This is a genomic window from Oxynema mangrovii CENA135 (genome assembly GCF_016632315.1).
GTDB classification, from domain to species: Bacteria; Cyanobacteriota; Cyanobacteriia; order Cyanobacteriales; family Laspinemataceae; genus Oxynema; species Oxynema aestuarii.
This window is the reverse complement of the sequence record NZ_JAEOXH010000004.1, coordinates 60,788-86,441: the sequence shown is the minus strand read 5'-3', so window position 1 is coordinate 86,441 and position 25,654 is coordinate 60,788. Positions and strand designations below refer to the sequence as shown.

The following is a 25,654-nucleotide window of genomic DNA, read 5'->3' as shown; positions in this document are numbered from 1 at the left end:
CGAGGTCTCGCTTTTGCAACTTGTCCGAGAATGGAACAACGGAGTATGAATATTTGCAGAGACTAGACCGATGTCGGCATCGACGTGGAAGCCGCTAATTCAGCCAGCCTTTCTTGCTGATCTTGGCCGATACAAGCTTGCACCATCGGCTCGATGTCTCCTTCTAAAACCGAGGTCAGGGTGAAGTTCTGCCCCAAACGATGATCGGTCACTCGGTTGTCTTTGTAATTGTAGGTGCGGATTTTCTCCGATCGCGCCCCGGTTCCGACCTGGGAACGACGCATCGAGGTTACCGCTTCTTGTTGTTCGCGCAGTTTAATTTCGTACAATTTAGCTCGCAAAATCTGCATCGCCCGTTCTCGGTTTTGCAGTTGCGATCGCTCTTCCGTACAGAAAATCCGGATTCCGGTGGGTTTGTGGAATAAATCGACGGCGGTTTCTACCTTGTTGACGTTTTGACCGCCCGCCCCGCCGGATCGCGCCGTGGAAATATCGATATCTTTCGGATCGATTTCCACTTCGACGTCATCCACTTCCGGCATCACCGCGACGGTGGCGGTAGAGGTGTGAACCCGACCCCCGGCTTCGGTGACCGGAACGCGCTGCACGCGGTGGACTCCGGCTTCAAATTTTAATTTGCTGTAAACTTGTTCCCCTTGAATTTCGAGGATGGCTTCTTTGAAGCCGCCCATATCTGCTAGAGACTCGCTGAGTAATTTGACCCGCCACCCTTGGCCTTCCGCGTAGCGGGAATACATCCGCACCAAGTCCCCCGCCCAAATACTCGCTTCGTCGCCTCCGGTTCCGGCGCGGATTTCCAACATGATGTTTTTATCGTCGTTGGGATCGCGCGGTAAGAGGAGGATGGTGAGCCGGACTTCGAGTTTTTCGATCGCCTCCTCCAGTTCGCTCACTTCCTGAGCGGCCATTTCTTGAAGGTCGGGATCGGCATTGGCTTCTTTGAGGACTTGGCGGGCGCCTTTGAGTTCTTCTTGGGTCTTTTTCCAAGTCTCGAAGGTGGTGACGACTTCTTCCAAGGACGAACGGGCTTTCGCCACTTTCTGAAATTCGTTCGGGTCGGTGGCGATGTCGGGATCGGCCAGCCGTCGAGTCAATTCGTTGAAGGTTTGCTCGACGGATTTGAGTTTCTCTAGCAGATAAGTTTCAGCCATAGGTCAGCGATCGCTCAGTTAAAGAATCAGAAGAGTTGCTCGATAGGGTTAGAGATGACATCTGGCGAATCGAACGGCGCGCGTCGGACGAACGCGAAGGCGTTCGGCGACGGTTGCGGACGTTGGCGACCCGCCCACCTCCGGACTCAACTCTGCTATTTCTTCGACTGAGTGTCGGACATGCCGTATTTGCGCATGAAGCGTTCGACCCGCCCTTCGGTATCGATAATTTTTTGGGTTCCGGTATAGAAGGGATGGTTGCCGGACCAAACATCGACGTGAATTTCCGGTTGGGTAGAACCGACGGTCATCACGAATTCGCCGTTGCAGTAGACTTTGGCTTCGGGGTACCACTCGGGGTGAATATCGGCTTTAGGCATGGTTATTGATTCTCGCTACGGTGGTGGTATTTTCAATTTTAGCGTTTTCCCAGCCCGATTCGCGGGCGATCGCACGAGTCCCCCGTTCCGGTCGAGGCTGTCTTTTCAAGCTGCACTGGCTCGCGATCGCCACGACGGACAAAGGACTCGCAGAAGGCCGCGAGGGGGATTAGCGCTTGGAGAATTGAGGGGCTTTGCGGGCTTTACGCAAACCGTATTTTTTCCGCTCTTTGGCACGAGGATCCCGGGTGAGGTATCCTTCGATTTTTAACGGTCGCCGATTGTCGGGATCGAGTTCGCACAAGGCGCGGGCGACGCCCAAGCGAATCGATTCGGCTTGTCCGGTCAAGCCGCCCCCGTGGGCGTTGACGAGAATGTCATATTCGTTTTCCAAGCCGAGGGTTTCGAGGGGGGCTTTGGCGGCGGAGATGTAGGCGGGATTGAATTGCAGGTATTCTTCTCCCGGAGATTTGTTGATTTTGAGTTGGCCCGTTCCGGGAACTAAGCGCACGCGGGCGATCGAAGATTTCCGGCGGCCCGTTCCCCAGTAAACGGCTTGATTGCTGCGATCGGTTCGTTGCATTACGCTTTTCCTCCTGGAATGGTTTCGATCTCTAAGGTTTCGGGTTGTTGGGCTTGGTGGGGATGGTTCGGTCCGGCGTACACTTTGAGTTTGGTAAACAGTTTCCGGCCCAGGGCATTTTTGGGCAGCATTCCCCGGATGGCTTGTTCGACAATCCGTTCGGGCAGGCGATTTTGCAGGTGGGCGAAGGTTTCGGTTTTCATCCCACCGGGACGGCCCGAATGGCGGCGGTAGAGTTTTTGGCTGCGTTTTTTACCCGTGACTTGGATTTTTTCGGCGTTGACGACGATGACGAAGTCGCCCGTATCCATGTGAGGGGTGTAGGTGGGTTTGTTTTTCCCTCTGAGGATTTTGGCGATTTCGCTGGCCAAGCGCCCCAAACGCTGGTTTTCAGCATCGATGACGTACCATTTGGGGTCTAGGGAATCGACGGGAGGGACGTATGTTTTATTCATGGTCGGTTAGTCGGTAGGTGAGTTACTCGCGATCGCGGTTTCCGGTCGAGCGCTCCCGACGGGGGAGGCTGTAGGGGGGTCGAAATGGTATTTGGGCAGGGTGCGGTCCCAAATTTCCCGTGGAAAGGGAAAGTCGGGATAGCCGACGCCCAACAAGCACAAGCCTTGGGGAGGGGCGGCATATTTGACGCGCTCCCGGCGCTCGTTTCGCCAAATTTCGGCAAACTCCCTTGTAGAGAGGGTTCCGCGCCCCACTTCGACGAGCATTCCCACGAGCAGCCGCATCATGCCGTAGAGGAAGGCGTTGGCTTGTACTTCGATGTAAACCACAGGGCCGTCGCGATCGCAGTGGGCTTCGTGAACGTCCACCCAGGAATGAGAACGGCTGGAGTTGGCGCGATGGAACGCTGCCAGATGGTGGGTGCCGAGTAAGGGGTCGAGGGCTTCTTGGATGCGATCGACGTCGAGAGGGGCGTGATAGTAGTGCCAAGACACCGGAGCGACGAACAGGTTCGGACGAGCGTTTGTGTATAATGTATACCTATATCGCCGCCACGTTGCGGAAAATCGCGCGTGCCAGTCGTCGGCGACGGCTGCGGAAGCACGAATGACGATATCTTCCGGCAGCCATTTGTTGAGAATCGCGGCCCACTTCTGGGGCGGAATCGGCGTGCTGGCTTCAAAGTGGGCGACTTGAGCGGCAGCATGAACTCCGGTGTCGGTTCTCCCGGCGGCGTGGACGACGACCGAGTGGTGGAGAACGTTTGACAAAGCGGTCTCGATTTCTGCTTGTACGGTGCGGCGGTCGGGTTGCCGTTGCCACCCGTAGAAATGAGTCCCTAAGTATTGAATCACCAAAGCGATTCTCTGTTTGTCCTTTGTCTGCACGGCCTGGTTCATGATTTCGGCTGAGTTTCGGCGCAACTCCACGGTTCGACGATGGGGGACAAAGGACGGCGATCGCGCAATTTTCGCAGCAAGGGGAATTAGACCAATTCGATAATTGCCATTTCGGCATTATCGCCCCGTCGGTTGACGGTGCGGATGATGCGGGTGTAGCCCCCGTTACGATTGCCGTAACGCGCTTCCACTTGCTCGAACAAGGCGTGTACGAGTTGCTTGTCGTACACGTAACCGAGGGCCCGACGTCGAGCGGCTAAGGTTCCTTGTTTGGCCAAGGTGATAATTCTTTCGACTTCCGAGCGCACGGCTTTGGCCCGCACTTTCGTCGTCGTAATCCGACCGTGACGGATCAATTCGGTGGTCAGCGATCGCAGTAAGGCTCGACGCTGATCGGCGGGTTTGCTCAGTTGAGGTACACGACAACGGTGACGCATAATGAATTATTTACTATCAATTTTCAAGGAGCAAATATCTAGCTCGAAATGTGCCGCGAAGCTTTGATAAAGTGCAACCCAAGGCGAAGCCGGGTTCGCACTTTACACCGAGCGCTTCGGCGGCGCTTAGCTCGGTTTGGCTGTTTTTTCTTGAGGTAAGGTAATGCCCAAGCGTTTTTGTAGGGCTTCAATCACTTCTTCCGCAGACTTCTGACCGAAGTTTTTAATCTCAAGTAAGTCTTCTTGAGAGTAGTCGAGTAAGTCGGCGACGGAGTTAATTTGAGCGCGCTTGAGACAGTTGTAAGCCCTTACGGATAACTGCAACTCTTCGATGGGAATTTGGCTGGTCGGATCGGTATCCTCCGTCGATTCGTCAACCATCGACTCTAAGGTAATATCTTTGAGCGGGACGAACAGATCGACGAGAATGCTGGCCGCTTGGCTGAGTGACTCTTGCGGGGTCACCGAACCGTTAGTCCAGATTTCTACAATCAATCGGTCTTTTTCCAACGAGCCACCGACGCGAGCGTCTTCTACGGTGTAGTTCACTTTGCGAACGGGCATGAACACCGCGTCAATTTGGAGGAAGTCCAAAGCGGTCGCGTCGTCGCGGACTCGTTCGACGGAACGATATCCTTTCCCTTTCTCGATCCGAAATTCCATTTCTAGGGTTGCCCCTTCGGAAAGGGTGGCGACGTATTGATTGGGATCGACGATCTCGACTTCAGAAGGCAGGTCGAACTGCCCCGCCAGAACGGTGGCCGGACCTTGGACGAGCAATCGACCGATTTGCGGTTGAGAGGAATAGCTTTTGAGGACTATTTCCTTCATATTCAACAAAATTTCGAGAACGTCTTCCCTCACGCCCTCGATGGTCGCAAATTCGTGATTCACGCCAGCAATCCGGACTGCCGTAATTGCGGTTCCTTCCAAGTTAGACAAGAGAACGCGCCGCAGCGCGTTGCCTAAAGTGGTGCCTTGACCTCGTTCTAACGGCTCCAATACAAATTTGCCGTATTGACCTTGGTCTTTTTCGGTGTTGGATTCTACACACTCAATCTGAAACTGCGCCACGGAGTGACCTCCCTTCTCCTCGATCGCTAGAAGGCCAATCAAAGCCTCCCTCGTTTACTGCTGACTAGATCCCCCGATCGAACAGGACTGAGGGAACTCGAAACCATCTGACCGCCATGTGGGGTGAGTCAAAATGGCGAGCCTCGTATCTGGGGGCAGTTGTTGGCGATCGTTTTCGTTCGCTCCAAACCCTTGTTTTTCGATTCAAGATACCTGCGGTCTCAGCCCTGCGTCATTCCTATGCGTTAGACCCGACGGCGTTTTGGCGGACGGCAGCCATTGTGAGGAATGGGGGTGATATCCCGAATCAGGGTGATTTCTAAACCAGCAGCTTGCAGTGCGCGAATCGCGGTTTCTCTACCGGATCCCGGACCGCTCACCATGACTTCAATTTGCCGCATTCCTTGGTCGGTTGCCCGACGGGCCGCATTTTCGGCGGCGGTTTGAGCGGCGAAGGGGGTGCCTTTTTTGGCGCCTTTAAAGCCGCTCGATCCGGCTGAAGCCCAGGAGATCACTTCGCCATTCGGATCGGCGATCGTGACGATCGTGTTGTTGAACGTAGACTGAATGTAGCCAATCCCGTTGGGTACATTCCGCTTTTGCTTGCGTGCTCCAGTTTTTTTGTTGGGTTGTCGCGCCATATCGGTCTCTTAGACGGAGTGGTTAATTGAATGCTCGGAGCGGTCGGCTTTGACGTGAGATTCGACGCAGCCCACCGATACCTGTCAAACAGATTATTTCTTGCCAGGGGCTTTCTTTTTCCCGGCAACGGTTCGACGGGCGCCCCGGCGGGTTCTGGCATTGGTGCGGGTTCGCTGTCCGCGAACGGGCAGACCCATACGATGGCGGCGTCCTCGGTAGGTGCCGATGTCCATCAGGCGTTTGATGTTCATCGTCTCCCAACGTCGCAGGTCTCCTTCGACCTGATAGTTGGTTTCTACCGCTTCTCTGAGGGCGGCTACGTCGGCATCGCTGAGGTCTTTAACGCGGGTGTCGGGGTTGACACCTGTTTTAGCGATAATTTCTTTGGCTCTCGTCGGCCCAATTCCGTAGATGTAACGCAGACCTATTTCAACTCGCTTGTCACGAGGTAGATCTACTCCGGCAATCCTTGCCACGCTTGTTTACTCCCTTATCCGTGTTGCTAATCTGAAGGTGCTTCTGTCGAACGATCGCGTTCGCCAGAGGCGCGCTGCACTCCGAGGCAGCGAATCGACCCGGGTTCTCCCGGGAGTTCGAGATCGACGCCAAGGTGCTGACCGATGGGGTTAACCTTGACGTTGCTTGTGTTTCGGGTTAGAACAAATGACCATTACCCGACCGCGCCGACGGATGACGCGGCATTTTTCGCACATTTTCTTGACAGAGGCTCTAACTTTCATGCCGATTTGAGCAGCGCTACAAACTTCATATTATATCAATTTTTCTGCAAGCTGACAAAATGAGTGGGCTTTAATATTCATCGCTGGCGGCTGGAGGGGTTTATTTTTTCCGCAATCGGTACGTAATTCGACCTTTAGTTAAGTCGTAAGGGGTCAGTTCGACTTTGACGCGATCGCCGGGTAAAATTTTGATATAGTTCCGCCGAATTTTACCGGAAATATGGGCGAGAACGTTAAATCCGTTGTCGAGATCGACGCGGAACATGGCATTAGGCAGGGATTCGGTTACCGTACCTTCCATTTCGATCAGATCTTGCTTAGCCAAGTGACTTTTACCTCGTTCGTGCTACAACTTTAAAAAATAGAAGTCTTTTTCTGAGGGGCGAACCCGGGCTGAGAGTCGCCGGGGGCGCCGTTCGGCTGCGACTTCTTAACAGATCTTAGCAAAAAGACCTGGCGACGCAGTTGCGATTCCCCGGGGGAGTTACGCCAGCGATCGCCAACTCCGTCGGAGGTGGGAGCTGGGTAAATCCCCTAGGGAAAGCCCCAGCTCGAAGCGTGCCGAGCGCCTAAGAGAGGACGGCTTGTTTGAGAGATTCCGTGACCGCTTCGACGTCGCGATCGCCGTCGAGAGACACGAGCAGATCGTGCTGGCTGTAATACTCGATCACCGGAGCGGTTTGCTCGCGGTAGACTTCCAAACGGCGGCGAATCGTTTCCTCATTGTCATCTTGGCGACCGCGACCCAACAACCGTTCGATTAAAATCGAGTCGGGAACGTCCAAATTGACGGCGCAATCGCATTCCTGGTGAATGTCTGCGAGCAACTTGTCTAGAAAATCGGCCTGAGCGACATTGCGAGGGAAGCCGTCGAGGATCCACCCATTTTGGGCGTCTTCTTCACCGAGGCGATCGCGAACCATATCGAGCAACAGCTCGTCCGGCACTAATTCGCCGCGATCCATATATCCTTTCGCTCGATTGCCCAACTCCGTTTGGCGGGCGACCGCGTCGCGCAACAGATCCCCCGTAGAAATATGGGGAATCTTGCAAAAATCCGCCAATTGTTTGGCTTGGGTTCCTTTACCCGCTCCCGGCGGGCCTAAAAAAATTAATCGGGTCACTATTGTTTCACCATTCCTTCATAGCGTTGCGAAATGACGTAAGTTTGGATTTGTTTGGCCGTATCGATCGCCACGCCGACTAGAATGAGCAGAGAGGTCGCCCCCAAGCCTCGAAACGTTGGAACCCGGGTGGCACTTTCAACGGCAGTTGGCACGATCGCCACCAAACCGAGGAACACTGCCCCTAAAAAAGTCAAACGGTTGAGCACTCGTTCTACATACTCGCTCGTCGCCCGTCCGGGGCGGATTCCGGGAATACTCGCTCCCATTTTTTTCAAATTTTGAGCCATATCTACGGGGTTGATAATCAACGAGGCGTAGAAATAGCTGAAAAACAAAATCAAGAGCAGGTAAAAAGCAACGTACACCCAAGGAGTCGGACCGTTCGGGCTGAGATATTGAGCGACGGAGATTAAAATGTCGTTATTCGTAAATTGGGCTAAAGAACCGGGCAAAATCAACACTGCCGATGCAAAGATAATCGGCATCACACCACCTTGGTTCAAGCGTAAAGGGAGGTAGCTGGTGCGTTCCCGATAGAGCTTGCGACCGACTTGACGGCGAGCGGAAATAATAGGGATGCGTCGGCTTCCTTCTTGCACGAACACGATCCCGACGATCGTGATCAAAAAGACGAGCAGTAAGATAATGACCCGACCGATGATGTCGCGATCGCCACTTTGAGCCAGAGTCACCGTATCTCCGAGAGATTTCGGCAACACCGCCACGATATTGACAAAAATCAATAAAGACGCGCCGTTCCCCACGCCCCGTTCGGTGATCGACTCCGACACCCACATGACGAACATCGAGCCTGCGGTGAGGGCGAGAGCGGTTTCGGCGTAAAACAATAGACCGGGATTGGGGGTTTCGGCGAAAGCACTCACCCAAATGGCAATCCCCGTACTTTGGAGCAATGCCCACGCCAGGGCGACATAACGGGTGATTTGAGAAATTTTCCGCCGTCCGGCTTCCCCTTCATTTTTTTGCAAGTCTTCGAGACTCGGAAGGGCCGCAGTCAATAACTGCATGATAATGGAGGCGTTGATGTAAGGTAGGATCCCCAGGGCAAAAATCCCCAAGGCTCGCAACCCCCCACCAGAAAATAGATCTAAGAAACCGATCAGGGGACTGTCGTTGATGTTGTTTTGGAAGGCTTGGCGATCGATGCCCGGTACGGGGATCCAGACTCCCAAACGAACCAAAACCAGCATACCAATGGTCAGAAGCAGCCGACCTCGAAGGCCAGCTGCTTGAGCCATCTGCATGAAAGTCTCCTGAGGGGTTGGCGCTTTGTCTCGACTAACGACCATTAAGGAGTACCTCTACGTAATAGTTGCAGCGGCGTATCAATCAAAGTGAAAGCGACGGGCGCTTTCTAACTTTCCGGGTTGGCGCTGGCATCTAGCACGTGACAACTCCCACCGACCGCCTCGATTTTGCGGCGGGCATTGGCGGTAAAGGCAGCCGCTTTCACCGTGAGGGCCACGTTGAGTTCGCCGTCGCCTAAGATTTTGAGCGGCCCGTCGTCGGTTGTCACGAGACCGTTTTCTAACAAGGAAGCTAAGGTGACTTCGCTGTTGGCGGCTAAAGATGCCAACCGGCCTACGTTAATCGTAGTGTAATGTTTGCGATTGATGACCGTAAAGTGCTTGAGTTTGGGCAACCGACGGTATAGAGGCAGTTGTCCGCCTTCAAAACCGGGACGGGTGCTGCCGCCGGAACGAGATTTCTGCCCGCGCATTCCCTTGCCGCAACTGGCGCCTTGACCTGCAGAAATGCCCCGACCTAAGCGACGCCGCCGCTTTTTGGACCCCTTTTGGGGTACAGCATCATTTAATCTCATAATTTTCTACCTGACGATCTCTACAAGGGTGTCTGGCGAACGACTCTAGGGGTGAATGCTTTGGAGGAATTTAGTTTGGGCTCCAAGGCTCTAAGCGTAAAGTTTTTCAATAGGAATGCCGCGTTCTTCGGCCACTTCGGAGAAGCGGCGCAGACTGGCGAGGGCATTAATGGCCGCCCGGGCGTTGTTGAGCGGATTGCTCGAACCGAGCTGTTTGGCCAAGATGTTACGCACGCCTGCGAGTTCGAGGACGGTACGCACGGCGCCCCCGGCAATTACCCCGGTCCCTGGGGCGGCGGGTCTCACGATCACTTTGGCGCCGCCCCCTTGACCTTGCGTGGGGTGGGGAATGGAGTTGGCGCGGTTCATGGGAACTTCGACCAGGTGCTTTTTGGCGTCGGCTACGCCTTTTTTAACGGCACTGATGACGTCTCCGGCTTTTCCGACGCCGACGCCGACTTGGCCGCGTTCGTTACCGACGACGACAATGGCGCGGAAGCTGAGTTTTTTACCGCCTTTAACGACTTTGGTGACGCGGCGGATCTGGACGACCCGCTCTTGCCAATCCGTGTCTTTGTCACGATTGCGATTAGTTTTTTTGCGACGATCTGCCATAATTTTTTTCCTTTGTCCTTCGTCTGTGGTTCGCTCCCTCGAGGGGATGAGAGAAGGGCTGATGGTTGGCAAAAGACCCTTCTAGCCAGGTGTCGTGCTTGCGGACTTCGTGCCTTCACCCCACGCGGGTGGAGAGCGAGACTTCCCGCCGCTCGCGCTTCTGGAGAGTGGCGCTCGCGTGCGGACGGTAGGCGGCGATCGCCTAGAAGTCCAACCCTGCTTCCCGCGCGGCTTCGGCTAAAGATTTGACCCGTCCGTGGTAGAGGTTGCCGCCGCGATCGAAAACGACCTTTTGGATGCCTTGTTCTACGGCGCGCTGGGCGACGAGTTTGCCCACGGCGGCAGAGGCTTCACAGGTGGCACCGGATTTCAAGGTTTCTCTGAGTTCACTGTCCAAGGTCGAGGCGGCAGCCAAGGTGTGATGCTTGGTATCGTCGATCACTTGAGCGTAAATATGTTGGTTGGATCGAAAGATGACTAAGCGAGGCCGTTCGGAGGTGCCAAATACCTTGCGACGTACCCGGCGATGCCGACGCCGGATCGATTCTTTTCGAGTCAGCTTCATAGTCTATTTTTTCCCTGCTTTCCCAGCTTTACGTCTGACTTGCTCGCCTGCATAGCGAATGCCTTTACCTTTGTAAGGTTCGGGCGGACGAACATCGCGAATCTTGGCGGCGGTGTTGCCGACGACTTCTTTGTCGATGCCGCTCACGATGACTTCGGTGTTGTTTTCGACCCGCACGTCAATCCCTTCTGGGGGGTTGATTTCAACAGGTTTGCTGTAGCCGACGTTGAGAATTAAGTTGCGACCTTGGACTTGGGCGCGGTAACCGACGCCTTGGATTTGCAGGCGCTTTTGGAATCCTTGAGAAACCCCTTCGACCATGTTGGCGACTAAGGTCCGGCTCAGTCCGTGTCGTTGTCTGGCGACGCGGGATTCGTCGCGTCTTTTAACGCTGAGGATTTCGCCGTCGAGTTCGACGATGACTTCGGCGGGAAGGACTCTGGAGAGTTGGCCTTTCGGGCCTTTGACCGAGACTTGTTGCCCGTCAACGGCGATTTCTACTTTGTTGGGAATTTGGATGGGGCGCTTGCCAATTCGCGACATAACAATGCTCCTTTGTCATTTGTCTTGGGTCTGGGATGGATCGCGCTGGGGCGATCGCCGATCCGGTTGAAATCGAGAGTCACCGACGGACTCGCCGATTACCAGACATAACAAAGCACTTCCCCACCAATGCCCTTGTGACGGGCTTCTCTATCGGTCATGATTCCCGAGGACGTCGAGACGATCGCAATCCCAATACCGCCTAAAACTCGGGGGAGTTCTTTCCGGTTGGAGTACACTCTCAATCCGGGTTTGCTCACTCGTTTTAACGCCGTGATAATCGGCTGTCGGTTTTTCCCTTTGTATTTCAAAGAGATCGCCAGCATTTTTTTGATGCCTTCGCCAGTCTCTTCGTAGTCGCCAATAAAGCCTTCGGCTTTGAGCACTTCGGCGATCGCGCGAGTCATGCGAGTCGATGGAACTTGCGTGGTTTGATGCCGCGCCAGACTGGCATTGCGGATGCGCGTCAGCATGTCTGCAATTGTATCGTTTGCCGCCATTATTTCCTCCTTAATACCTTGCTAGCGATTCCAGAACGGCATACCCATTTCTTTGAGCAAGGCGCGGCCCTCTTCGTCTGTGTTTGCGGTGGTGACGATCGTAATGTCCATCCCACGGATTTGATCGATGCCGTCGTAGTCGATTTCCGGAAAGATCAATTGCTCTCGCAAACCCAAGGTGTAATTCCCGCGACCGTCAAAGCTTTTGGGGCTCACTCCACGAAAGTCGCGGATCCGAGGCAGAGCCAGGTTGATGAGGCGGGTCAGGAAGGAATACATGCGATCCCCTCGGAGGGTGACCATCACGCCTACGGGCATTCCTTGGCGGAGCTTGAACCCGGCGATCGCCTTTTTCGCGCGGGTGACCACGGGTTTTTGTCCGGTAATGGTAGCGATTTCGTTAATCGAGGATTCGAGCGCTTTCGCATTTTGCGACGCTTCACCCAAGCCTCGGTTAACCGTAACCTTTACGAGTTTGGGAACCTGATGGATATTCTCATAGTTGAATTGTTCCATCAGCTTGGGAACGATCGTTTCTTGATAGAGAGATTTGAGTGATTGTGTCATGACAGACTACATCCTAGTTCCCTGGTCTTGGTCAGGGAATTGATACGAGGGATTACGTGCCAGATTGGGCAGCTTGGCCGATAAATGCTTGGCCGATAATTTCCGAAAAAGAGGCGGGAAATCAATCGATAATTTCCCCAGTTTTCTTGAGCATTCGGACTTTTTTACCTTCGTCGTTGAAGGTGTAACAAATCCGGCTGGCCACCTCTTTTTTAGTGGAATACAGCATCACGTTCGAGCTGTGGATGGGAGCTTCAAAAGTTTCGATCCGACCGGATTCTCCCTCTTGGCGGGGTTTGACGTGGCGGGTACGAACGTTCACTCCTTGAACGATCACCTTGCTGGTCTTGGGAATAGCTTTGAGAATTTCGCCGACTTTCCCTTTATCTCGACCTGCAATCACTTGCACGGTGTCGCCCTGTTTGACGTGCATTTTGTAGCTGGCGGACGGTTTGCCTTTGCTACTTTTATATTTAGGCATCAGAGTACCTCCGGAGCTAAGGACACAATTTTGGTGAAGTTTTTATCGCGCAGTTCGCGAGCCACCGGACCAAATACCCGGGTTCCTCTAGGATTGCCATCTTGGTTGATGATGACTGCCGCGTTGTCGTCAAAGCGAATACTCATGCCACTTTCGCGGCGCAAGCCTTTGCGAGTCCTCACGATCACGGCACGCACGATATCGGACTTTTTGATTGCCATGTTGGGGATGGCATCTTTGACGACGGCGATCACGATGTCGCCAACACCTGCATAACGACGGTTGCCTCCTAAGACGCGAATGCATTGCAAGCGCTTTGCACCGCTATTATCGGCAACATTGAGCATCGATTCTTGTTGAATCACGTTCCCTACTCCCTTTTGCTTAGACCTCGGCGGCGCTCGTGAGAATCTCGATGACTTTCCAGCGTTTGGTACGGCTGAGGGGGCGAGTTTCCTGGATGCGGACGCGATCGCCCTCTTTACACTGATTGTCTTCGTCGTGCGCTTTATACCGCTTCGTTCGAACGACGATTTTTCCGTACTTGGAGTGGGCGGCACGGTTTTCAACGGCAACGACGACGGTTTTATTCATCTTGTCGCTGACGACGACGCCGACTCTTTCTTTTACTGCCATGTGACCCTACTCTTATTCTGCTTTTGACTCGGTCGTTGACGGGGCTTCGGAAGAAGACGCGGCCTGTCTTTGTCTCTCACCTTCTACCGTCAGCATTTGCGCCAACTTGTGTTTGAGATGCTTGAAGTGATGGGTACCTTCTAGTTGACCCGTGGCTTTCTTGAGACGCAACTGGAACAGCTCGCGCTTGACCGATGCAATCTCTTCAGCCAAAGCTTCATCACTGAGTTCTCTGACCTCAGAAATCTTGGGAAAAGACATGATTTACGATTGCTCCCCTTCGCGCGAGATGAACTTCGTTTTAATCGGCAGCTTGTTAGCCGCCAAGCGCATGGCTTCCCGGGCGGTGGCTTCGGGAACCCCACCGATCTCAAACAGAATGCGACCGGGTTTGACGACCGCCACCCAATATTCCGGGGATCCTTTCCCGGAACCCATCCGGGTTTCTGCCGGACGCATGGTCACGGGTTTGTCGGGGAAAACGCGAATCCAGATTTTCCCACCCCGGCGGATGTAGCGGGTCATGGCCCGACGTCCGGCCTCGATTTGACGCGACGTAATCCAGGCTGGCTCGGTCGATTGCAGGGCAAAATCGCCAAAATTAATTTTGTTGCCTCGGGTAGCCAGACCCCTCATCCGCCCGCGTTGTTGTTTGCGGAATTTTGTTCTTCTAGGACTTAACATGATTGCTTTTTTGTCCTTATTTGCTTACGGTTGGCTCTTGAATGGCAAAAGGTTGCCTGTCGCTCGTCGATCGTCGCTACGATTCAACCGTTAGGAATCGTTCGAGCGGTCTTCAAATTGCTGGCGGCGTCTTTGTTGACGGCGGCGGGGTTGGCCGACGGCGGGGTTGGGCATTTCTTCTTGTCCGGGAATAATTTCTCCCTTGAAGATCCACACTTTGACGCCGAGGATGCCGTAAATCGTCCGGGCGGTGCGGTAGGAATAATCGATATCCGCGCGCAGGGTATGCAGGGGAACTCGACCTTCCCGGGTCCATTCGGTGCGGGCGATTTCGGCGCCGTTGAGCCGACCGCTCACTTGGACTTTAATGCCTTCAACGCCTGCTTTTTGAGCGCGCTGGATCGCTTGGCGGACGACGCGACGGAAGGAAACCCGCCGTTCGAGTTGGCTGGCGATGTACTCGGCGATCAAGGTGGCGTCGGCATCGACGCGGGCGACTTCGACGACGTTGATGCGAATTTGGCGGTTGCTGCCGCCGAGCAGATCTTGGAGTCCGGTTCGCAAGGATTCGATTCCGGTGCCACCGCGACCGACGACGACGCCGGGACGGGCGGTGCGAACTTCTAAATCGATTTGATCGGCTTTGCGTTCGATGCGAACTTCAGAAATGCCCGCGTTGCTGAGGGTTTTGCGGACGTATTCGCGAATCTCGTAATCCTCTTGGAGGATTTCGGGATAGCGTTTGCTGTCGGCAAACCAACGAGAGCGATGCTCTTGGGTTACACCGATGCGAAAGCCTATTGGATGAATTTTTTGTCCCACAGATGTGCGTCCTCTAGAAATTCACTGATTAAGTGCGGCGACTTCCCGGCTGGGGTCGCTTTAGTTGTCGCTTTGTTCGGGAGCGACGGCGACGGTAATGTGACAGGTGGGTTTGCGAATCATGTAGGCGCGGCCTTGAGCGCGAGGGCGGTAGCGTTTCAAGCTCGGGCCTTGGTCGGCAAATGCTGTCGAAACCATTAACGTTGCCGGATCTAAGCCCTCGTTATGTTCGGCGTTGGCGGCTGCCGATCGCAGGGTTTTGCGGATCGGGTCGCAGGCGCGATAGGGCATGAATTCGAGCAAGATCAGGGCTTCGCGATAGGAACGACCGCGAATTTGATCGAGGACGCGACGTACCTTGTAGGGAGACATGGGAACGTAGCGCGCGATCGCTTTGACTTCTTGGGTGGTATCAATCGCCATACTTTTCTCCTGTGTCCTTGGCCTGGGGCTGTTCGTCCCGGACTCCCTACACGAGGTCGGGAGGGGAGGACGCTCAACCGTTTAGTTAGCGGCGGGACTTTTTATCACTTTTTGCATGTCCCCGGAAGGTTCGGGTCGGCGCAAATTCGCCTAATTTATGTCCGACCATTTGTTCGCTGATGTAAATGGGAACGTGCTGGCGTCCGTTGTGAACGGCGATCGTATGCCCCACCATTTGAGGAATGATGGTCGAAGCGCGCGACCAAGTTTTGATCACTTGCTTTTCGCCTTTATCATTCAAAATTTCAACCTTTCGCAGCAAATGGTCGGCGACGAAAGGACCTTTTTTAAGAGAACGACCCATAGTTTTAGAACTGTTGCGGCTGAATAACTGATAGAGTTGCCGATTCGGACTGACCCCGGAAAGTTGGCCTGGGCGACCTGCTCGACCCTGTGTAAGAGGCGATCGGGGTCGGTCTGACCCGTGAGCTTAGGAATCGCGACCGCCTTTACCCCGTTTCGAGGAACGACGGCGGCGGCGGACGATGTAAGCGTCGCTGAGCTTGCGTTTCTTGCGGGTTTTGGCACCCAATGCGGGTTTACCCCAAGGAGTAACCGGGCCACTTCTGCCGATCGGGGCGCGCCCTTCCCCACCACCGTGGGGGTGATCGACGGGGTTCATCACGCTGCCTCGGACTTGCGGGCGACGGCCTTTCCAGCGCGTCCGCCCGGCTTTACCGAGACTGATATTGCGGTGGTCGGCATTGCCGACTTGGCCGATGGTGGCGTAGCATTCGCGACGGATCAGGCGAACTTCCGTGGAAGGTAACTTGAGGGTGACGAAGTTGCCTTCTTTGGCGACGACTTGGGCGCTAGTTCCGGCAGCACGGACGATCTGACCGCCTTTTCCGGGAACGAGTTCGACGTTGTGAACGCTGGTGCCGAGGGGAATGTTGGCCAGGGGTAAGGCGTTCCCGACTTCGAGGGGGGATTCGGGTCCGGCGATCACTTCGCTGCCGACTTGCAGGCCGTTCGGATGCAAGATGTAGCGTTTTTCGCCGTCTTGGTAATGCAGCAGGGCAATGCGAGCATTGCGGTTGGGATCGTATTCGATCTGCGCTACTTTGGCCGGGATATCCCGCTTGTCGCGCCGGAAGTCGATAATTCTATAGAGACGTTTGTGACCGCCCCCACGATGCCGACAGGTGATGACGCCTCGGTTGTTGCGGCCTTTTTTGCGGTGCTTGGAGGTCGTCAGGGACTTTTCGGGGTCGTTGCGGGTGACTTCCGCAAAGTCCGAAACGCTGTGTTGGCGGGTGCTTGGAGTGTATGGCCGATAAGAACGGATGCCCATAGCTTAGATTCTCGGTAACAGTTGTCGTTGGCGTGAGTTTCCCGGTCTGATGCCGATCGCCCGGGGCGTTCCCGGGTTCGACTCAAGGGAGCGAGCCGATCTCTACACTTCGGGGAAGAAGACGGGTTGCAACGAATCTTCGGGGGCTAAGGTGACGATCGCCCGTTTGTAGTGAGCTTTGTAGCCGACAAATCGACCGACTCTACGCTTTTTCGGGGGCAGGTGTTGGGTGTTGACGCTCGTGACTTTAACGTCGAACAAATATTCGATCGCCGCCTTGATTTCAGGTTTGGTGGCTTTGGGCAGAACGTCAAACATGTATTTGTTCTGCTCCATCAAAATCGTTGCTTTTTCGCTGAGAATCGGACGGAGGATCAGATCGGCGAGATCGCGAGTTTCATGTTTAGTCACTGTAAACCTCCTGAATTTTCTCTAGACCCGCCGGGGTGGTGACGATCTTGTCGGCTAAGAGCAGGTCGTAAACATTTAATTTGTCAGCGCCGACCATGCGGATTGTGGGGACGTTGCGCGCGGATAAATAAATGTTTTGCTCGCGTTCGCACAAGATCAGCAGGACTTTCTCGCCGGGCTCCACTCCCCAGCGATTCAGGGCGCCCATTAACTCTTTGGTTTTGGGTCGCGACAGTTTGCTGCCAAAATCTTCGACGACGACCAATGCTTCCGCCCGACTCATCAGCGCCGTTCTCAGGGCGAGCCGCCGTTCTTTACGGTTCATTTTGATGCGGTAATCTCTCGGTTTGGGGCCGAAGATGACACCGCCACCCCGCCATAAGGGCGATCGGATCGAACCCGCGCGGGCCCGTCCGGTCCCTTTCTGACGCCAGGGTTTTCTACCCCCGCCTCTGACTTCCGATCGGGTTTTGGTCGAAGCCGTCCCCTGACGGGCGTTGCACATTTGACGGCGCACGGCCCGGTGGACGACGTGTGCTGCCGTTTCTTCTTTCGCTACCGCCAACTCGATGCTGGCTTCTCCGACTTGTTGGCCGTCCCAATTTTTGACTGTACAGTTAACCATGTCTTTCTATTCCCGTGTCTTATTGAACGTTGATGGGTCAGTTACATCTGAGGAGTCAGGCGAATCGTTCCTCTAGATTGCGGCGCAAGCGGCAGTGCTAACGCCTCTCCCTGACTCTCCGGTTACGCTCCCCCCACGATATTGGCGGGTTTGATGTTCAACAAAGCACCGGGTTTACCGGGAACTGCACCTTTAACCAGGATCAAGTTGCGCTCGGTATCGATGCGAACGACGGTCAATTTACGGATGGTTACCTGTTTGCCTCCGAGACGACCCGCCATGCGCTTGCCGGGATAAACCCGCCCGGGGGTGGTTCCCGCTCCGGTGGAACCGGGTAAGCGATGGTTTTTAGAACCGTGAGACATCGGTCCGCGTTTGAAGTTATGCCGTTTTTGATATCCGGCAAACCCCCGACCGATACTTTTCCCACTGACGTCCACCAGTTGACCCGGCTCGAAGTGTCCCACGTCTACCTGCTGGCCGAGCTCGAAGTCGCTCGGATCTTGGCGATACTCGCACAAGTGGCGCAGGGGAGGCGCGCTGGACTTGACCAGGTGGCCGAGTTCGGGTTTGTTGATGGCTTTGGTGGACACTTCGCCGTAACCGATTTGTACGGCTTCGTAGCCATCTGTTTCTTTGGTTTTGATTTGGGTCACCGTGCATGGCCCGGCTTGAATGACGGTTACGGGGATGGCTTTGCCATCTTCGTCAAACACTTGGGTCATGCCTAATTTAGTGCCGAGAATACCGACAGACACGGGTGTATGGTCTCTCCTACTTACGCACTACAGTACGATTGGATTCGCTCGGACTGAAGGTCGAGCAAATCCAATAGCTTCGATCGCAATTTGCACGCCAAACCTCCCGAGAACCCTTCTCCCGCTTCTTATGAGAGACCTCGGTCTCGAAGTGATTGACGGATTGAGTTGGCTGACGTCAAAACTCCCCGATTGGAGAGCCATTGCTCTATCGTTGCCTGTTGTCGCTGAGGACTTAAACCCAACGGCGTCTCGGTTGACGAGGTTGAATTTAGTATCCGTTGATGAGACCAAACGACAGGCTAGGGAAGACCTGCGCTCGAACTAAGGACGTCGGTGGCTCCGACGGCTTCGTCGCTCGGCCTTTCTGAACTTGCAGTAGCGCTGGGAAACGGTCGATCTCCCTTCACCGTTCGGGGAGCCGATCGCGCCTAGCCCGGACATCACCTCTACGAGAGAGGTTAGTTCTTTCAAGTCAGTAGCTTGGACTCATTTTTGGCGACAATTTAATACTATAGACAATCTGTTGACACTTGTCCAGACTCCCGAGCAATTTATTATTTCCGGGCGATCGCCCGATGGCGCGGCGGGATGAATTCGATCGCCCGAACGGGGAAGAGGAAGTTATACTTTTTGAAGCTTTTGCAGAAATTGAGCGAGTCGGGCTGTCCGCCCGAGCATTTCTGGCAGATGGAGACGGTGGGGGCATCAGTGCAACCGGATCGAAGAATTTTCCCCCTCGACATTCACAGCCAACCCGAGGGTAACCGGACTCAACTCGCTCGAGCGCAAATCCTTATAGCAGCAGATCTTTGAGGACTAAAACTTTATGGCCTTGATTACCACAGGTAAGCCCTTAATGCGCGATCTGGAACAACACGGATCCCTAGCCCTCTACGTTCCTTTAGAAGGAGGATTCGAGGGGCGATATCAACGACGCCTGCGTGCGAGTGGCTACGACATGATGGCGATTACGGCGAGAGGACTCGGAGACGTGGCCATGTACCTGACCGGGGTTCACGGCGTCCGTCCGCCTCACTTGGGCAAAAAAGAAATCCGCACCTATTTCGTCCCGCCGATGGTCAGTTACAACCTCGAACACTTAAGCACCAATTCCAAAGGCTTAGTGCTGTGGATTCTCGAAGGGGGGATGCTGTCGCGCCAAGAAATCGAATATCTGACCAAGTTGCCGCAACTCGAACCCAAAGTGAAAGTCACCGTTGAAGTGGGCGGCGATCGCCAATTCCGGTGGACCCCCTTAACCGATCTGTTAGTCTCGGCCTAAATTGACCCGTCGATCGGAGTCGAATTCGCAAGCTCAGGCGCGCCCGGATGCGCCTGAGCCTTCCCTCTCTCACTAGATAGTTTAGGAGAAGCGATCGTGCTTGAAAATCGTGACTATACTCTAATTATCGACAAAAGCGGTAGCATGTCTGTGGCCGACCAACCGGGAAGCCAGACGCGCTGGCAAGCTGCCCAGGAATCCACTCTAGCTTTGGCGCGCAAATGTGAGGAGTTCGATCCCGACGGCATTACCGTTTATCTATTTTCCAGCCGCTTCAAACGCTACGATAACGTGACTTCGGCGAAAGTTTCGCAAGTTTTCCAAGAAAACGAACCGTCGGGACGCACCGATTTGGCGGGGGTTCTCGAAGACGCACTCAAAGATTATTTCAAGCGTAAAGCGGCGGGACAGACCAAACCCAACGGCGAGACCATTTTAGCGATCACCGACGGCGAACCGGACGATCGCAAAGCGGTCATGAAAGTTATCGTCGAAGCGTCGCGCCAGATCGATCGCGACGAAGAACTCGCCATTTCCTTTATCCAAGTGGGGAACGATCGCCAAGCCACGGAATTTCTCAAAGCACTCGACGACGCCTTGCAAGGGGCGGGGGCGAAATTCGATATTGTCGATACGGTGACGATTGACGATATGGGAGATATGACCCTGACGGAAGTGCTGATGAATGCGATCGTCGATTAATCCTCCAGCCGGGTTCGATTTGGGGTCGCTACATTTTCGACGCCAAATCGAACCCGAATCGAACCCGGTGGGGCGCACTTCGATGCGGTTTACCCCCCATCAAAACTCTGACCTGTTCGGTATTCGGGGCGATCGCCGGGGGGTGCCAACCGAACCCCAGCCAAATTAGACTATTGCCACAATAAAAATAATAGAGGAGGAAACATATCACATTATGCTAGAAAATCGCGATTACACTTTAATTATTGATAAAAGTGGCAGCATGATGATGGTCGATCGCCCGGGCGGTCCCAATCGCTGGCAAGCTGCACAAGAGTCTACTTTTGCCCTAGCGGCGAAATGCGAGCAAATAGACCCGGACGGCATTACCGTTTACCTGTTTTCGAGCCGTTTCAAACGCTACGATAATGTCACTTCGGCCAAAGTTTCGCAAATTTTCCAAGAAAACGAACCGATGGGTCGCACGGACTTGGCGGGAGTGCTCAAAGATGCGTTAGATAATTTCCTGGCGCGCAAACAGGCGGGACAGATCAAAGAAGGGGAAACGATCTTAGTGGTCACCGATGGCGAACCGGACGATCGCAAAGCGGTGATGAAAGCGATCGTCGAAGCATCTCGTCAACTCGATCGCGATGAAGAATTGGCGATTTCCTTAATTCAAGTCGGCGCCGACCCGAGTGCGACGCGGTTTTTAAAAGCGTTGGACGACGAATTGGAGGGGGTGGGAGCGAAATTCGATATTGTCGATACGATCGCGATCGACGACATGGAAGATCTGACCCTTTCGGAAGTCTTGCTGAACGCGATCTCCGATTAGGCGATCGCCGATTCAATTCGGTTTTATCATGGAAACTGGGGGCGATTTCACCCCCAGTTGCGCGCCAAGACCCCACCATGAGTGACGAAATTGACAAGCTGCTGGCCAAAGTCAAAAGCGAGTACGACCCGAGTAAGCCGCCAGCACCGCCCGAAAGCACTCCTAAAGCTCCAGAACCCAAGGCTCAAGCTGCGAGTACGCCGAAAAATGCGGGTTCGATCGACAAGCTGCTCGCACGGATCGAGGTGGAGGGCGAAATCTCCGGGAAGGCGCCGACGGGTTGGCAAGGTTCCCCGAGTCAGAGCCGTTCCCCGCAAAAGTCCGGTTCCTTTGACGAGTTACTGGCGGGGGTCAAAGCAGATTTTGAAGGGCGCGATCGCCTGGAACGAGAAGAACGCGAACGCGCCGAACGGGAGCGCGCCGAGGAAGAACGACGGCGCCGGGAGCAACAGCGCCAAAAGGTAGCGAAAAAGGCACAGGAGTGGTTAAAACAACTCGATCCGTATTCCGATGAGGGATTTTGGTTCGGGCAGTTTGCCGAAGGGTATGCCTCGCGGCTGGAAGCGGCGATCGACTATCTCGAAGCCCTCGAACAAAAATCGGAGTGAAATCGGAGTGCAATCAAATTGGAAGGCGTAGCACGTGCCGTGCTGCTCTAGATTTGGGGGTTCCCGGAGGGGGCGATCGCTAGATATAGAGAAAACTCGGTAAATCGGGGGATCGGGGCGAACGAGAGGCGCCAGTCGAGACCGATGGGAATCTCAATTTTGACCTCCCAATTTTGCAAGAGTCGCATTAGCATATAGGGGTGATCCACGTTAACTCTCCTTTGAAGGCGCTCAGTCAAGGCCACTGGTTCAAACTGATCTGCGGTGCGAGTTTCGGACACCTTCCGGCGGTGCGAAATCTTGCTCTGGCTTATACTCTGGCGGGGGCTGACTGCATTGATGTTGCAGCCGATCCAGCCGTCATCGCGGCAGCCAAACAAGGTATTGAGGCGGCGCTAGAGGTCGCCGCATCACGAGGCGATCGCCTGGGGATCGGGGGAAACCTCCGTCGTCCTTTATTGATGGCGAGTTTGAACGACGGCGAAGATCCGCATTTTAGAAAAGCTGAATTTAACCCGGCGATTTGTCCGTCGGATTGTCCGCGCCCGTGCGAGCGGATTTGTCCGGCGCGGGCGATCCGCTTCGAGACGTCGCGATCCGGGGTGATTGACGAGCTGTGTTACGGCTGCGGGCGCTGTCTGCCCGTTTGTCCGATCGGCCAGATCGTTACCCGATCCTACGTGGTGGCGCCGGGGGCGATCGCCCAACTGATTCTCGACAGTGGAATCGATGCAATCGAAATTCATACTCAAGTCGGACGGTTGGAGGATTTCAAACGGCTGTGGGAGGCGATCGCGCCGAAAGTCAACCGACTGCAGGTGTTAGCGATTAGCTGCCCGGACGCTGAAGGGTCGATCGATTATCTGCGATCGCTGTACGCGGCGATCGCGCCACTTCCGTGTCCCCTGATTTGGCAAACCGACGGTCGCCCCATGAGTGGCGATATCGGCGCCGGAACCACCCACGCCGCCGTTAAATTTGCCCGCAAAGTGCTGGCGGCGGACTTACCGGGACACGTGCAGCTTGCGGGCGGCACCAATCACCATACGGTCGCCAAACTCCAGCAACAAGGCTTGTTGCGCACCGCTTCCGGCGCCGATAAGCAAGCAATCGCCGGAATTGCCTACGGTAGCTACGCCCGCGCCTTACTCGCTCCCGTATTAGACCAACTCGAAATCGCCGACGGGACGGAGACCCCCGAGGTCATGCCGTTGGAACAGCAGCCCGATTTACTGCGCGAAGCGGTGAATTTAGCGGATTCCCTGGTTTCCCCACTCAAAATTCCTATAGAATTACAACATACTACAAACGACTACACTCCTGCAATCGATGCGACGATGACCCGGAAACCATCTGCTCCATTGGAGAGCTAACGACCGTTCGTTTATTTACTGCTCATTGACATCACTCAATCTATGGTGAAACCAGAGGGAATTGAACCCATCAACCCAAACAATCCAGCCGAATCGCCAGGGTCTATGGAAAACGTCGATTTAGGAAGGATGCAGATTACCGACGACCTCAACAAACTACTCGACATTCTGCCCGAGAGTATTCGTACTCCCTTAGAACAACAAGAGCAATTGGGCAGCTTGGTTGAGGTGGTCATGGATTTGGGTCGTATTCCGGAAGCGCGCTTTCCCGAAGGCGCCGAATATTTATCCGATCTCCCGGTTTCTCGCAACGATCTCAACTACTCCATCGCACGAGTCGGCGAATTCAGTGGCGACAACCGCGCCGGAATCGAACAAACCCTGCACCGGATTAGCGCCATGCGGAACCGCCAGGGAGAAATTATCGGCTTGACCTTGCGGGTGGGACGTGCAGTATTCGGCACGATCGGCACGATTCGCGATTTAGTCGAGCGGGGTCAGTCGATTTTGATGCTAGGACGCCCGGGGGTGGGGAAAACGACGGCCTTGCGCGAAATTGCGCGAGTTCTCGCCGACGACCTCCACAAACGGGTGGTGATTATCGATACGTCGAACGAAATTGCCGGGGACGGCGATATCCCCCATCCGGCGATCGGGCGATCGCGCCGGATGCAAGTGGCGACGCCGGAACAGCAACACAAGGTCATGATCGAGGCGGTGGAAAACCACATGCCGGAAGTGATCGTAATCGACGAAATCGGAACCGAACTCGAAGCCCTGGCGGCGCGCACGATCGCCGAACGCGGCGTGCAACTGGTGGGAACGGCCCACGGCAATCAAATCGAAAATTTAATCAAAAACCCCACCCTTTCCGACCTCGTGGGGGGCATCCAGTCGGTGACCTTGGGCGACGACGAAGCGCGACGGCGCGGGTCTCAGAAAACCGTACTCGAACGCAAGGCGCCGCCGACGTTCGAGGTGGCGGTGGAAATGATCGAGCGCCAGCGCTGGGTCGTTCATGAGAATGTCGCGGAAACGGTGGATTGCTTGTTGCGCGGTCGCCAACCGACGCCGCAAATCCGCACGATTAGCGAAAGCGGGAAGGTGACGATTACTCGCGAACTGCCCCAACCGCAAGGACTGCCCACAGTGGCGGCGCCCCCCTTTGGCGCCACCGGGTGGCGCGCGTCGGGCCAGATGAAGGCGCTTCCAATGCAAAATCGGGGCGATCGCCCGGGGCGCCGCGATCGCGAACTCGGCAGCGAACATAAATCGTTCGAGCAGATGCTCGAAGAATCGCTTTATTCGCAATCCTACCGAGGCGAAAGGTCCCGGGGGGTCGATGACGAGTTCGCGATGGGCGCAAGCGGGCCGAATGGCGAAGATTTGCCGCTTCACGTTTACACTTACGCGGTCAGCCGCCACCAACTCGATCGCGTCATCCGGACGTTATCGTTACCCGTGGTGACGACGAAGGATATCGACGGCGCCGATGCCGTCTTGGCCCTGCGATCGCACGTCAAAAATCACTCGAAATTGCGCCAAATGGCGAAAAATCGCCAACTCCCGATCTATACGATTAAAGCCAGCAGCATTCCTCAAATTACTCACGCCCTCAAGCGATTGCTGCACATGGATGGGGATGCGCTAGAGGAAGTCACGGATTTGAGCTTGTTTTCGCAAAGTGGTAGCGAAGACGAAATCGAAGCCCTGGAAGAAGCGCGCTTGGCGGTCGAGCAAATCGTGCTACCGAAAGGACAACCCGTGGAATTGCTGCCGCGATCGCCCAAAGTTCGCAAAATGCAGCACGAACTCGTCGAACATTATCGTCTGAAATCGTGCAGTTTCGGCGACGAACCCAACCGCCGCCTGCGGATTTATCCGGCGTGAAGCCAATCGCTCACTTTCCTTACTTTACCAACAACTCACAAAAGCTCGTTACATAAAATAACGGGCTTTTGTTTGTGGGATTGACCGCCGGATGCGCTGATTTGAAGGGGACGATCGAGGTTAAAAATGGGGAGCAAAATTGCGATCGGGATTATGGGTCCGGGGTTGGGTGCGACGAAACTCGACTGCGATCGCGCCTACCGACTCGGCGCGGCGATCGCCCGCCACGGCTGGGTTTTGATTAGTGGAGGGCGCAACGTCGGCGTCATGGATGCGGCGAATCGGGGCGCCAAAAGTGCGGGAGGCTTGACCGTGGGGATTTTACCGACGGACGATCGCCTGGGGGTTTCCGAGGCGGTGGATATCGCCATTCCGACGGGGATGGGAAGCGCCCGCAACAATATCAATGTCTTAGCCAGCGACGTGACGATCGCCTGCGGGATGGGTCCGGGGACGGCGTCGGAAATTGCCTTGGCGTTGAAAGCGAATAAAAAAGTAATTATACTTAACGACCGTCCCGAAAGTCACCGATTTTTTCAAAGTTTGTCGCCGCAACGGGCGATCGTCGTCGATTCCGTGGAAGCCGCGATCGCCCGTACCTGCGCGATCGTCGATCGCTTCGAGTAAAGCGGTTTATATACT

The 25,654-nt window shown here is 54.9% G+C and carries 39 protein-coding genes; 8 read left to right on the top strand and 31 right to left on the bottom strand.

Features of this window, described 5'->3' with window-relative positions:
- Window positions 1-62 precede the first annotated feature (62 nt).
- The 31 genes from prfA to rplC form a co-directional block, all read right to left on the bottom strand.
- Complete coding sequence (gene prfA, locus JJD41_RS24100; protein ID WP_200670428.1) at window positions 63-1,172, bottom strand: peptide chain release factor 1; 1,110 nt, start codon at window positions 1,170-1,172, stop codon at window positions 63-65.
- Window positions 1,173-1,327: 155 nt separating this feature from the next.
- The gene (gene rpmE / locus JJD41_RS24095; protein WP_200670427.1) at window positions 1,328-1,552 is read right to left on the bottom strand and encodes a 50S ribosomal protein L31; all 225 of its coding nucleotides are present in this window, start codon (window positions 1,550-1,552) and stop codon (window positions 1,328-1,330) included.
- A 169-nt stretch (window positions 1,553-1,721) separates the two neighbouring features.
- Window positions 1,722-2,135 carry a 30S ribosomal protein S9 gene (gene rpsI / locus JJD41_RS24090; protein ID WP_200670426.1) on the bottom strand — a complete coding sequence of 138 codons (414 nt, stop codon included), beginning with the start codon at window positions 2,133-2,135 and terminating at the stop codon, window positions 1,722-1,724.
- A complete protein-coding gene (gene rplM, locus JJD41_RS24085; protein ID WP_168568325.1) occupies window positions 2,135-2,590 on the bottom strand; it encodes a 50S ribosomal protein L13 in 456 nt (151 codons plus the stop codon). Before rplM ends, rpsI begins: the two co-directional genes overlap by 1 nt.
- Window positions 2,591-2,596: 6 nt before the next feature.
- The gene (gene truA / locus JJD41_RS24080; RefSeq protein ID WP_200670425.1) at window positions 2,597-3,490 is read right to left on the bottom strand and encodes a tRNA pseudouridine(38-40) synthase TruA; all 894 of its coding nucleotides are present in this window, start codon (window positions 3,488-3,490) and stop codon (window positions 2,597-2,599) included.
- An 86-nt stretch (window positions 3,491-3,576) separates the two neighbouring features.
- Window positions 3,577-3,927: a 50S ribosomal protein L17 gene (gene rplQ, locus JJD41_RS24075; protein ID WP_168568327.1), complete on the bottom strand. Its 351-nt coding sequence runs from the start codon at window positions 3,925-3,927 to the stop codon at window positions 3,577-3,579.
- A gap of 126 nt (window positions 3,928-4,053) precedes the next feature.
- A complete protein-coding gene (locus JJD41_RS24070) occupies window positions 4,054-5,001 on the bottom strand; it encodes a DNA-directed RNA polymerase subunit alpha (protein ID WP_200670471.1) in 948 nt (315 codons plus the stop codon).
- 245 nt (window positions 5,002-5,246) lie between these two features.
- Window positions 5,247-5,642 (bottom strand): 30S ribosomal protein S11, encoded by a 396-nt coding sequence (gene rpsK / locus JJD41_RS24065; RefSeq protein ID WP_168568328.1) that lies wholly within the window; start codon window positions 5,640-5,642, stop codon window positions 5,247-5,249.
- A 93-nt stretch (window positions 5,643-5,735) separates the two neighbouring features.
- The gene (gene rpsM / locus JJD41_RS24060; protein WP_168568329.1) at window positions 5,736-6,119 is read right to left on the bottom strand and encodes a 30S ribosomal protein S13; all 384 of its coding nucleotides are present in this window, start codon (window positions 6,117-6,119) and stop codon (window positions 5,736-5,738) included.
- Between the two features lie 150 nt (window positions 6,120-6,269).
- Window positions 6,270-6,383, bottom strand: a complete 114-nt coding sequence (rpmJ, locus tag JJD41_RS24055) for a 50S ribosomal protein L36 (protein WP_012593611.1) — start codon at window positions 6,381-6,383, stop codon at window positions 6,270-6,272.
- Window positions 6,384-6,483: 100 nt separating this feature from the next.
- Entirely contained in the window at window positions 6,484-6,708 is a 225-nt protein-coding gene (infA, locus tag JJD41_RS24050) for a translation initiation factor IF-1 (RefSeq protein WP_008191178.1), read from the bottom strand.
- A 244-nt stretch (window positions 6,709-6,952) separates the two neighbouring features.
- Complete coding sequence (locus tag JJD41_RS24045) at window positions 6,953-7,507, bottom strand: adenylate kinase (protein WP_200670424.1); 555 nt, start codon at window positions 7,505-7,507, stop codon at window positions 6,953-6,955.
- Window positions 7,507-8,820 carry a preprotein translocase subunit SecY gene (gene secY / locus JJD41_RS24040; protein WP_200670423.1) on the bottom strand — a complete coding sequence of 438 codons (1,314 nt, stop codon included), beginning with the start codon at window positions 8,818-8,820 and terminating at the stop codon, window positions 7,507-7,509. The genes JJD41_RS24045 and secY overlap by 1 nt, the downstream gene beginning before the upstream one ends.
- A 65-nt stretch (window positions 8,821-8,885) precedes the next feature.
- On the bottom strand, window positions 8,886-9,353 hold the full coding sequence (gene rplO, locus JJD41_RS24035; protein ID WP_200670422.1) for a 50S ribosomal protein L15: 468 nt from the start codon (window positions 9,351-9,353) through the stop codon (window positions 8,886-8,888).
- A gap of 90 nt (window positions 9,354-9,443) precedes the next feature.
- Window positions 9,444-9,968 carry a 30S ribosomal protein S5 gene (rpsE, locus tag JJD41_RS24030; protein WP_200670421.1) on the bottom strand — a complete coding sequence of 175 codons (525 nt, stop codon included), beginning with the start codon at window positions 9,966-9,968 and terminating at the stop codon, window positions 9,444-9,446.
- Between the two features lie 202 nt (window positions 9,969-10,170).
- Entirely contained in the window at window positions 10,171-10,533 is a 363-nt protein-coding gene (gene rplR / locus JJD41_RS24025; protein WP_200670420.1) for a 50S ribosomal protein L18, read from the bottom strand.
- Window positions 10,534-10,536: 3 nt separating this feature from the next.
- Window positions 10,537-11,076 carry a 50S ribosomal protein L6 gene (gene rplF, locus JJD41_RS24020; RefSeq protein ID WP_200670419.1) on the bottom strand — a complete coding sequence of 180 codons (540 nt, stop codon included), beginning with the start codon at window positions 11,074-11,076 and terminating at the stop codon, window positions 10,537-10,539.
- Window positions 11,077-11,174: 98 nt separating this feature from the next.
- Window positions 11,175-11,576: a 30S ribosomal protein S8 gene (gene rpsH / locus JJD41_RS24015; RefSeq protein WP_168568336.1), complete on the bottom strand. Its 402-nt coding sequence runs from the start codon at window positions 11,574-11,576 to the stop codon at window positions 11,175-11,177.
- Window positions 11,577-11,597: 21 nt separating this feature from the next.
- A complete protein-coding gene (gene rplE, locus JJD41_RS24010) occupies window positions 11,598-12,143 on the bottom strand; it encodes a 50S ribosomal protein L5 (RefSeq protein WP_168568337.1) in 546 nt (181 codons plus the stop codon).
- A 121-nt stretch (window positions 12,144-12,264) separates the two neighbouring features.
- Window positions 12,265-12,624 (bottom strand): 50S ribosomal protein L24, encoded by a 360-nt coding sequence (gene rplX, locus JJD41_RS24005; RefSeq protein WP_210437184.1) that lies wholly within the window; start codon window positions 12,622-12,624, stop codon window positions 12,265-12,267.
- Window positions 12,624-12,989 carry a 50S ribosomal protein L14 gene (gene rplN / locus JJD41_RS24000; RefSeq protein ID WP_168568338.1) on the bottom strand — a complete coding sequence of 122 codons (366 nt, stop codon included), beginning with the start codon at window positions 12,987-12,989 and terminating at the stop codon, window positions 12,624-12,626. Before rplN ends, rplX begins: the two co-directional genes overlap by 1 nt.
- Before the next feature lie 19 nt (window positions 12,990-13,008).
- Complete coding sequence (gene rpsQ, locus JJD41_RS23995) at window positions 13,009-13,260, bottom strand: 30S ribosomal protein S17 (protein ID WP_200670418.1); 252 nt, start codon at window positions 13,258-13,260, stop codon at window positions 13,009-13,011.
- A gap of 12 nt (window positions 13,261-13,272) precedes the next feature.
- Entirely contained in the window at window positions 13,273-13,521 is a 249-nt protein-coding gene (rpmC, locus tag JJD41_RS23990; protein ID WP_200670417.1) for a 50S ribosomal protein L29, read from the bottom strand.
- Between the two features lie 3 nt (window positions 13,522-13,524).
- Window positions 13,525-13,944 (bottom strand): 50S ribosomal protein L16, encoded by a 420-nt coding sequence (gene rplP, locus JJD41_RS23985; RefSeq protein WP_168568341.1) that lies wholly within the window; start codon window positions 13,942-13,944, stop codon window positions 13,525-13,527.
- Between the two features lie 90 nt (window positions 13,945-14,034).
- Window positions 14,035-14,766 (bottom strand): 30S ribosomal protein S3, encoded by a 732-nt coding sequence (rpsC, locus tag JJD41_RS23980; RefSeq protein ID WP_200670416.1) that lies wholly within the window; start codon window positions 14,764-14,766, stop codon window positions 14,035-14,037.
- A gap of 60 nt (window positions 14,767-14,826) precedes the next feature.
- Window positions 14,827-15,189, bottom strand: coding sequence for a 50S ribosomal protein L22 (rplV, locus tag JJD41_RS23975; protein ID WP_168568343.1), 363 nt, complete (start codon window positions 15,187-15,189; stop codon window positions 14,827-14,829).
- 85 nt (window positions 15,190-15,274) lie between these two features.
- Window positions 15,275-15,553 carry a 30S ribosomal protein S19 gene (gene rpsS, locus JJD41_RS23970; RefSeq protein ID WP_168568344.1) on the bottom strand — a complete coding sequence of 93 codons (279 nt, stop codon included), beginning with the start codon at window positions 15,551-15,553 and terminating at the stop codon, window positions 15,275-15,277.
- Window positions 15,554-15,679: 126 nt separating this feature from the next.
- Window positions 15,680-16,543: a 50S ribosomal protein L2 gene (gene rplB, locus JJD41_RS23965; protein ID WP_200670415.1), complete on the bottom strand. Its 864-nt coding sequence runs from the start codon at window positions 16,541-16,543 to the stop codon at window positions 15,680-15,682.
- Window positions 16,544-16,645: 102 nt separating this feature from the next.
- Entirely contained in the window at window positions 16,646-16,954 is a 309-nt protein-coding gene (locus JJD41_RS23960) for a 50S ribosomal protein L23 (protein WP_200670414.1), read from the bottom strand.
- The gene (rplD, locus tag JJD41_RS23955; protein ID WP_200670413.1) at window positions 16,947-17,579 is read right to left on the bottom strand and encodes a 50S ribosomal protein L4; all 633 of its coding nucleotides are present in this window, start codon (window positions 17,577-17,579) and stop codon (window positions 16,947-16,949) included. Before rplD ends, JJD41_RS23960 begins: the two co-directional genes overlap by 8 nt.
- Before the next feature lie 122 nt (window positions 17,580-17,701).
- Window positions 17,702-18,337: a 50S ribosomal protein L3 gene (gene rplC / locus JJD41_RS23950; protein WP_168568348.1), complete on the bottom strand. Its 636-nt coding sequence runs from the start codon at window positions 18,335-18,337 to the stop codon at window positions 17,702-17,704.
- 533 nt (window positions 18,338-18,870) lie between these two features.
- Here rplC and JJD41_RS23945 point away from each other — a divergent pair.
- The 8 genes from JJD41_RS23945 to JJD41_RS23910 all read left to right on the top strand — a co-directional run bounded on the left by JJD41_RS23945 (window position 18,871) and on the right by JJD41_RS23910 (window position 25,639).
- Window positions 18,871-19,104, top strand: a complete 234-nt coding sequence (locus JJD41_RS23945; protein ID WP_200670412.1) for a hypothetical protein — start codon at window positions 18,871-18,873, stop codon at window positions 19,102-19,104.
- A 62-nt stretch (window positions 19,105-19,166) separates the two neighbouring features.
- On the top strand, window positions 19,167-19,622 hold the full coding sequence (gene ndhN / locus JJD41_RS23940; RefSeq protein ID WP_200670411.1) for an NAD(P)H-quinone oxidoreductase subunit N: 456 nt from the start codon (window positions 19,167-19,169) through the stop codon (window positions 19,620-19,622).
- 96 nt (window positions 19,623-19,718) lie between these two features.
- Window positions 19,719-20,324, top strand: a complete 606-nt coding sequence (locus tag JJD41_RS23935) for a vWA domain-containing protein (protein ID WP_200670410.1) — start codon at window positions 19,719-19,721, stop codon at window positions 20,322-20,324.
- Window positions 20,325-20,538: 214 nt separating this feature from the next.
- Window positions 20,539-21,141 carry a vWA domain-containing protein gene (locus JJD41_RS23930; protein WP_200670409.1) on the top strand — a complete coding sequence of 201 codons (603 nt, stop codon included), beginning with the start codon at window positions 20,539-20,541 and terminating at the stop codon, window positions 21,139-21,141.
- 77 nt (window positions 21,142-21,218) lie between these two features.
- Complete coding sequence (locus JJD41_RS23925; RefSeq protein WP_200670408.1) at window positions 21,219-21,749, top strand: salt stress protein, Slr1339 family; 531 nt, start codon at window positions 21,219-21,221, stop codon at window positions 21,747-21,749.
- Between the two features lie 200 nt (window positions 21,750-21,949).
- Complete coding sequence (ldpA, locus tag JJD41_RS23920; protein ID WP_200670407.1) at window positions 21,950-23,122, top strand: circadian clock protein LdpA; 1,173 nt, start codon at window positions 21,950-21,952, stop codon at window positions 23,120-23,122.
- A gap of 129 nt (window positions 23,123-23,251) precedes the next feature.
- Window positions 23,252-25,012 (top strand): R3H domain-containing nucleic acid-binding protein, encoded by a 1,761-nt coding sequence (locus tag JJD41_RS23915; protein ID WP_200670470.1) that lies wholly within the window; start codon window positions 23,252-23,254, stop codon window positions 25,010-25,012.
- A gap of 126 nt (window positions 25,013-25,138) precedes the next feature.
- Complete coding sequence (locus tag JJD41_RS23910; RefSeq protein WP_200670406.1) at window positions 25,139-25,639, top strand: TIGR00725 family protein; 501 nt, start codon at window positions 25,139-25,141, stop codon at window positions 25,637-25,639.
- Window positions 25,640-25,654 lie beyond the last annotated feature (15 nt).

Bases quoted from the DNA above. Each gene is read 5' to 3' on its own strand.
- rplO (WP_200670422.1), bottom strand. From the start codon at position 9,353: ATGAGATTAAATGATGCTGTACCCCAAAAGGGGTCCAAAAAGCGGCGG.
- rplE (WP_168568337.1), bottom strand. From the start codon at position 12,143: ATGACACAATCACTCAAATCTCTCTATCAAGAAACGATCGTTCCCAAG.
- ndhN (WP_200670411.1), top strand. From the start codon at position 19,167: ATGGCCTTGATTACCACAGGTAAGCCCTTAATGCGCGATCTGGAACAA.
- rplM (WP_168568325.1), bottom strand. From the start codon at position 2,590: ATGAATAAAACATACGTCCCTCCCGTCGATTCCCTAGACCCCAAATGG.
- JJD41_RS23925 (WP_200670408.1), top strand. From the start codon at position 21,219: ATGAGTGACGAAATTGACAAGCTGCTGGCCAAAGTCAAAAGCGAGTAC.
- rpsS (WP_168568344.1), bottom strand. From the start codon at position 15,553: ATGGGTCGTTCTCTTAAAAAAGGTCCTTTCGTCGCCGACCATTTGCTG.
- rpsI (WP_200670426.1), bottom strand. From the start codon at position 2,135: ATGCAACGAACCGATCGCAGCAATCAAGCCGTTTACTGGGGAACGGGC.
- rplR (WP_200670420.1), bottom strand. From the start codon at position 10,533: ATGAAGCTGACTCGAAAAGAATCGATCCGGCGTCGGCATCGCCGGGTA.
- rplB (WP_200670415.1), bottom strand. From the start codon at position 16,543: ATGGGCATCCGTTCTTATCGGCCATACACTCCAAGCACCCGCCAACAC.
- rplF (WP_200670419.1), bottom strand. From the start codon at position 11,076: ATGTCGCGAATTGGCAAGCGCCCCATCCAAATTCCCAACAAAGTAGAA.
- rpsK (WP_168568328.1), bottom strand. From the start codon at position 5,642: ATGGCGCGACAACCCAACAAAAAAACTGGAGCACGCAAGCAAAAGCGG.
- rpsH (WP_168568336.1), bottom strand. From the start codon at position 11,576: ATGGCGGCAAACGATACAATTGCAGACATGCTGACGCGCATCCGCAAT.
- JJD41_RS23910 (WP_200670406.1), top strand. From the start codon at position 25,139: ATGGGGAGCAAAATTGCGATCGGGATTATGGGTCCGGGGTTGGGTGCG.
- rpmJ (WP_012593611.1), bottom strand. From the start codon at position 6,383: ATGAAAGTTAGAGCCTCTGTCAAGAAAATGTGCGAAAAATGCCGCGTC.
- secY (WP_200670423.1), bottom strand. From the start codon at position 8,820: ATGGTCGTTAGTCGAGACAAAGCGCCAACCCCTCAGGAGACTTTCATG.
- truA (WP_200670425.1), bottom strand. From the start codon at position 3,490: ATGAACCAGGCCGTGCAGACAAAGGACAAACAGAGAATCGCTTTGGTG.
- rpsE (WP_200670421.1), bottom strand. From the start codon at position 9,968: ATGGCAGATCGTCGCAAAAAAACTAATCGCAATCGTGACAAAGACACG.
- rplV (WP_168568343.1), bottom strand. From the start codon at position 15,189: ATGGCGATTGATACCACCCAAGAAGTCAAAGCGATCGCGCGCTACGTT.
- rplX (WP_210437184.1), bottom strand. From the start codon at position 12,624: ATGCCTAAATATAAAAGTAGCAAAGGCAAACCGTCCGCCAGCTACAAA.
- rpsQ (WP_200670418.1), bottom strand. From the start codon at position 13,260: ATGGCAGTAAAAGAAAGAGTCGGCGTCGTCGTCAGCGACAAGATGAAT.
- rplP (WP_168568341.1), bottom strand. From the start codon at position 13,944: ATGTTAAGTCCTAGAAGAACAAAATTCCGCAAACAACAACGCGGGCGG.
- prfA (WP_200670428.1), bottom strand. From the start codon at position 1,172: ATGGCTGAAACTTATCTGCTAGAGAAACTCAAATCCGTCGAGCAAACC.
- JJD41_RS23915 (WP_200670470.1), top strand. From the start codon at position 23,252: ATGCAGATTACCGACGACCTCAACAAACTACTCGACATTCTGCCCGAG.
- rpmC (WP_200670417.1), bottom strand. From the start codon at position 13,521: ATGTCTTTTCCCAAGATTTCTGAGGTCAGAGAACTCAGTGATGAAGCT.
- rplQ (WP_168568327.1), bottom strand. From the start codon at position 3,927: ATGCGTCACCGTTGTCGTGTACCTCAACTGAGCAAACCCGCCGATCAG.
- JJD41_RS23930 (WP_200670409.1), top strand. From the start codon at position 20,539: ATGCTAGAAAATCGCGATTACACTTTAATTATTGATAAAAGTGGCAGC.
- rpmE (WP_200670427.1), bottom strand. From the start codon at position 1,552: ATGCCTAAAGCCGATATTCACCCCGAGTGGTACCCCGAAGCCAAAGTC.
- rplD (WP_200670413.1), bottom strand. From the start codon at position 17,579: ATGGTTAACTGTACAGTCAAAAATTGGGACGGCCAACAAGTCGGAGAA.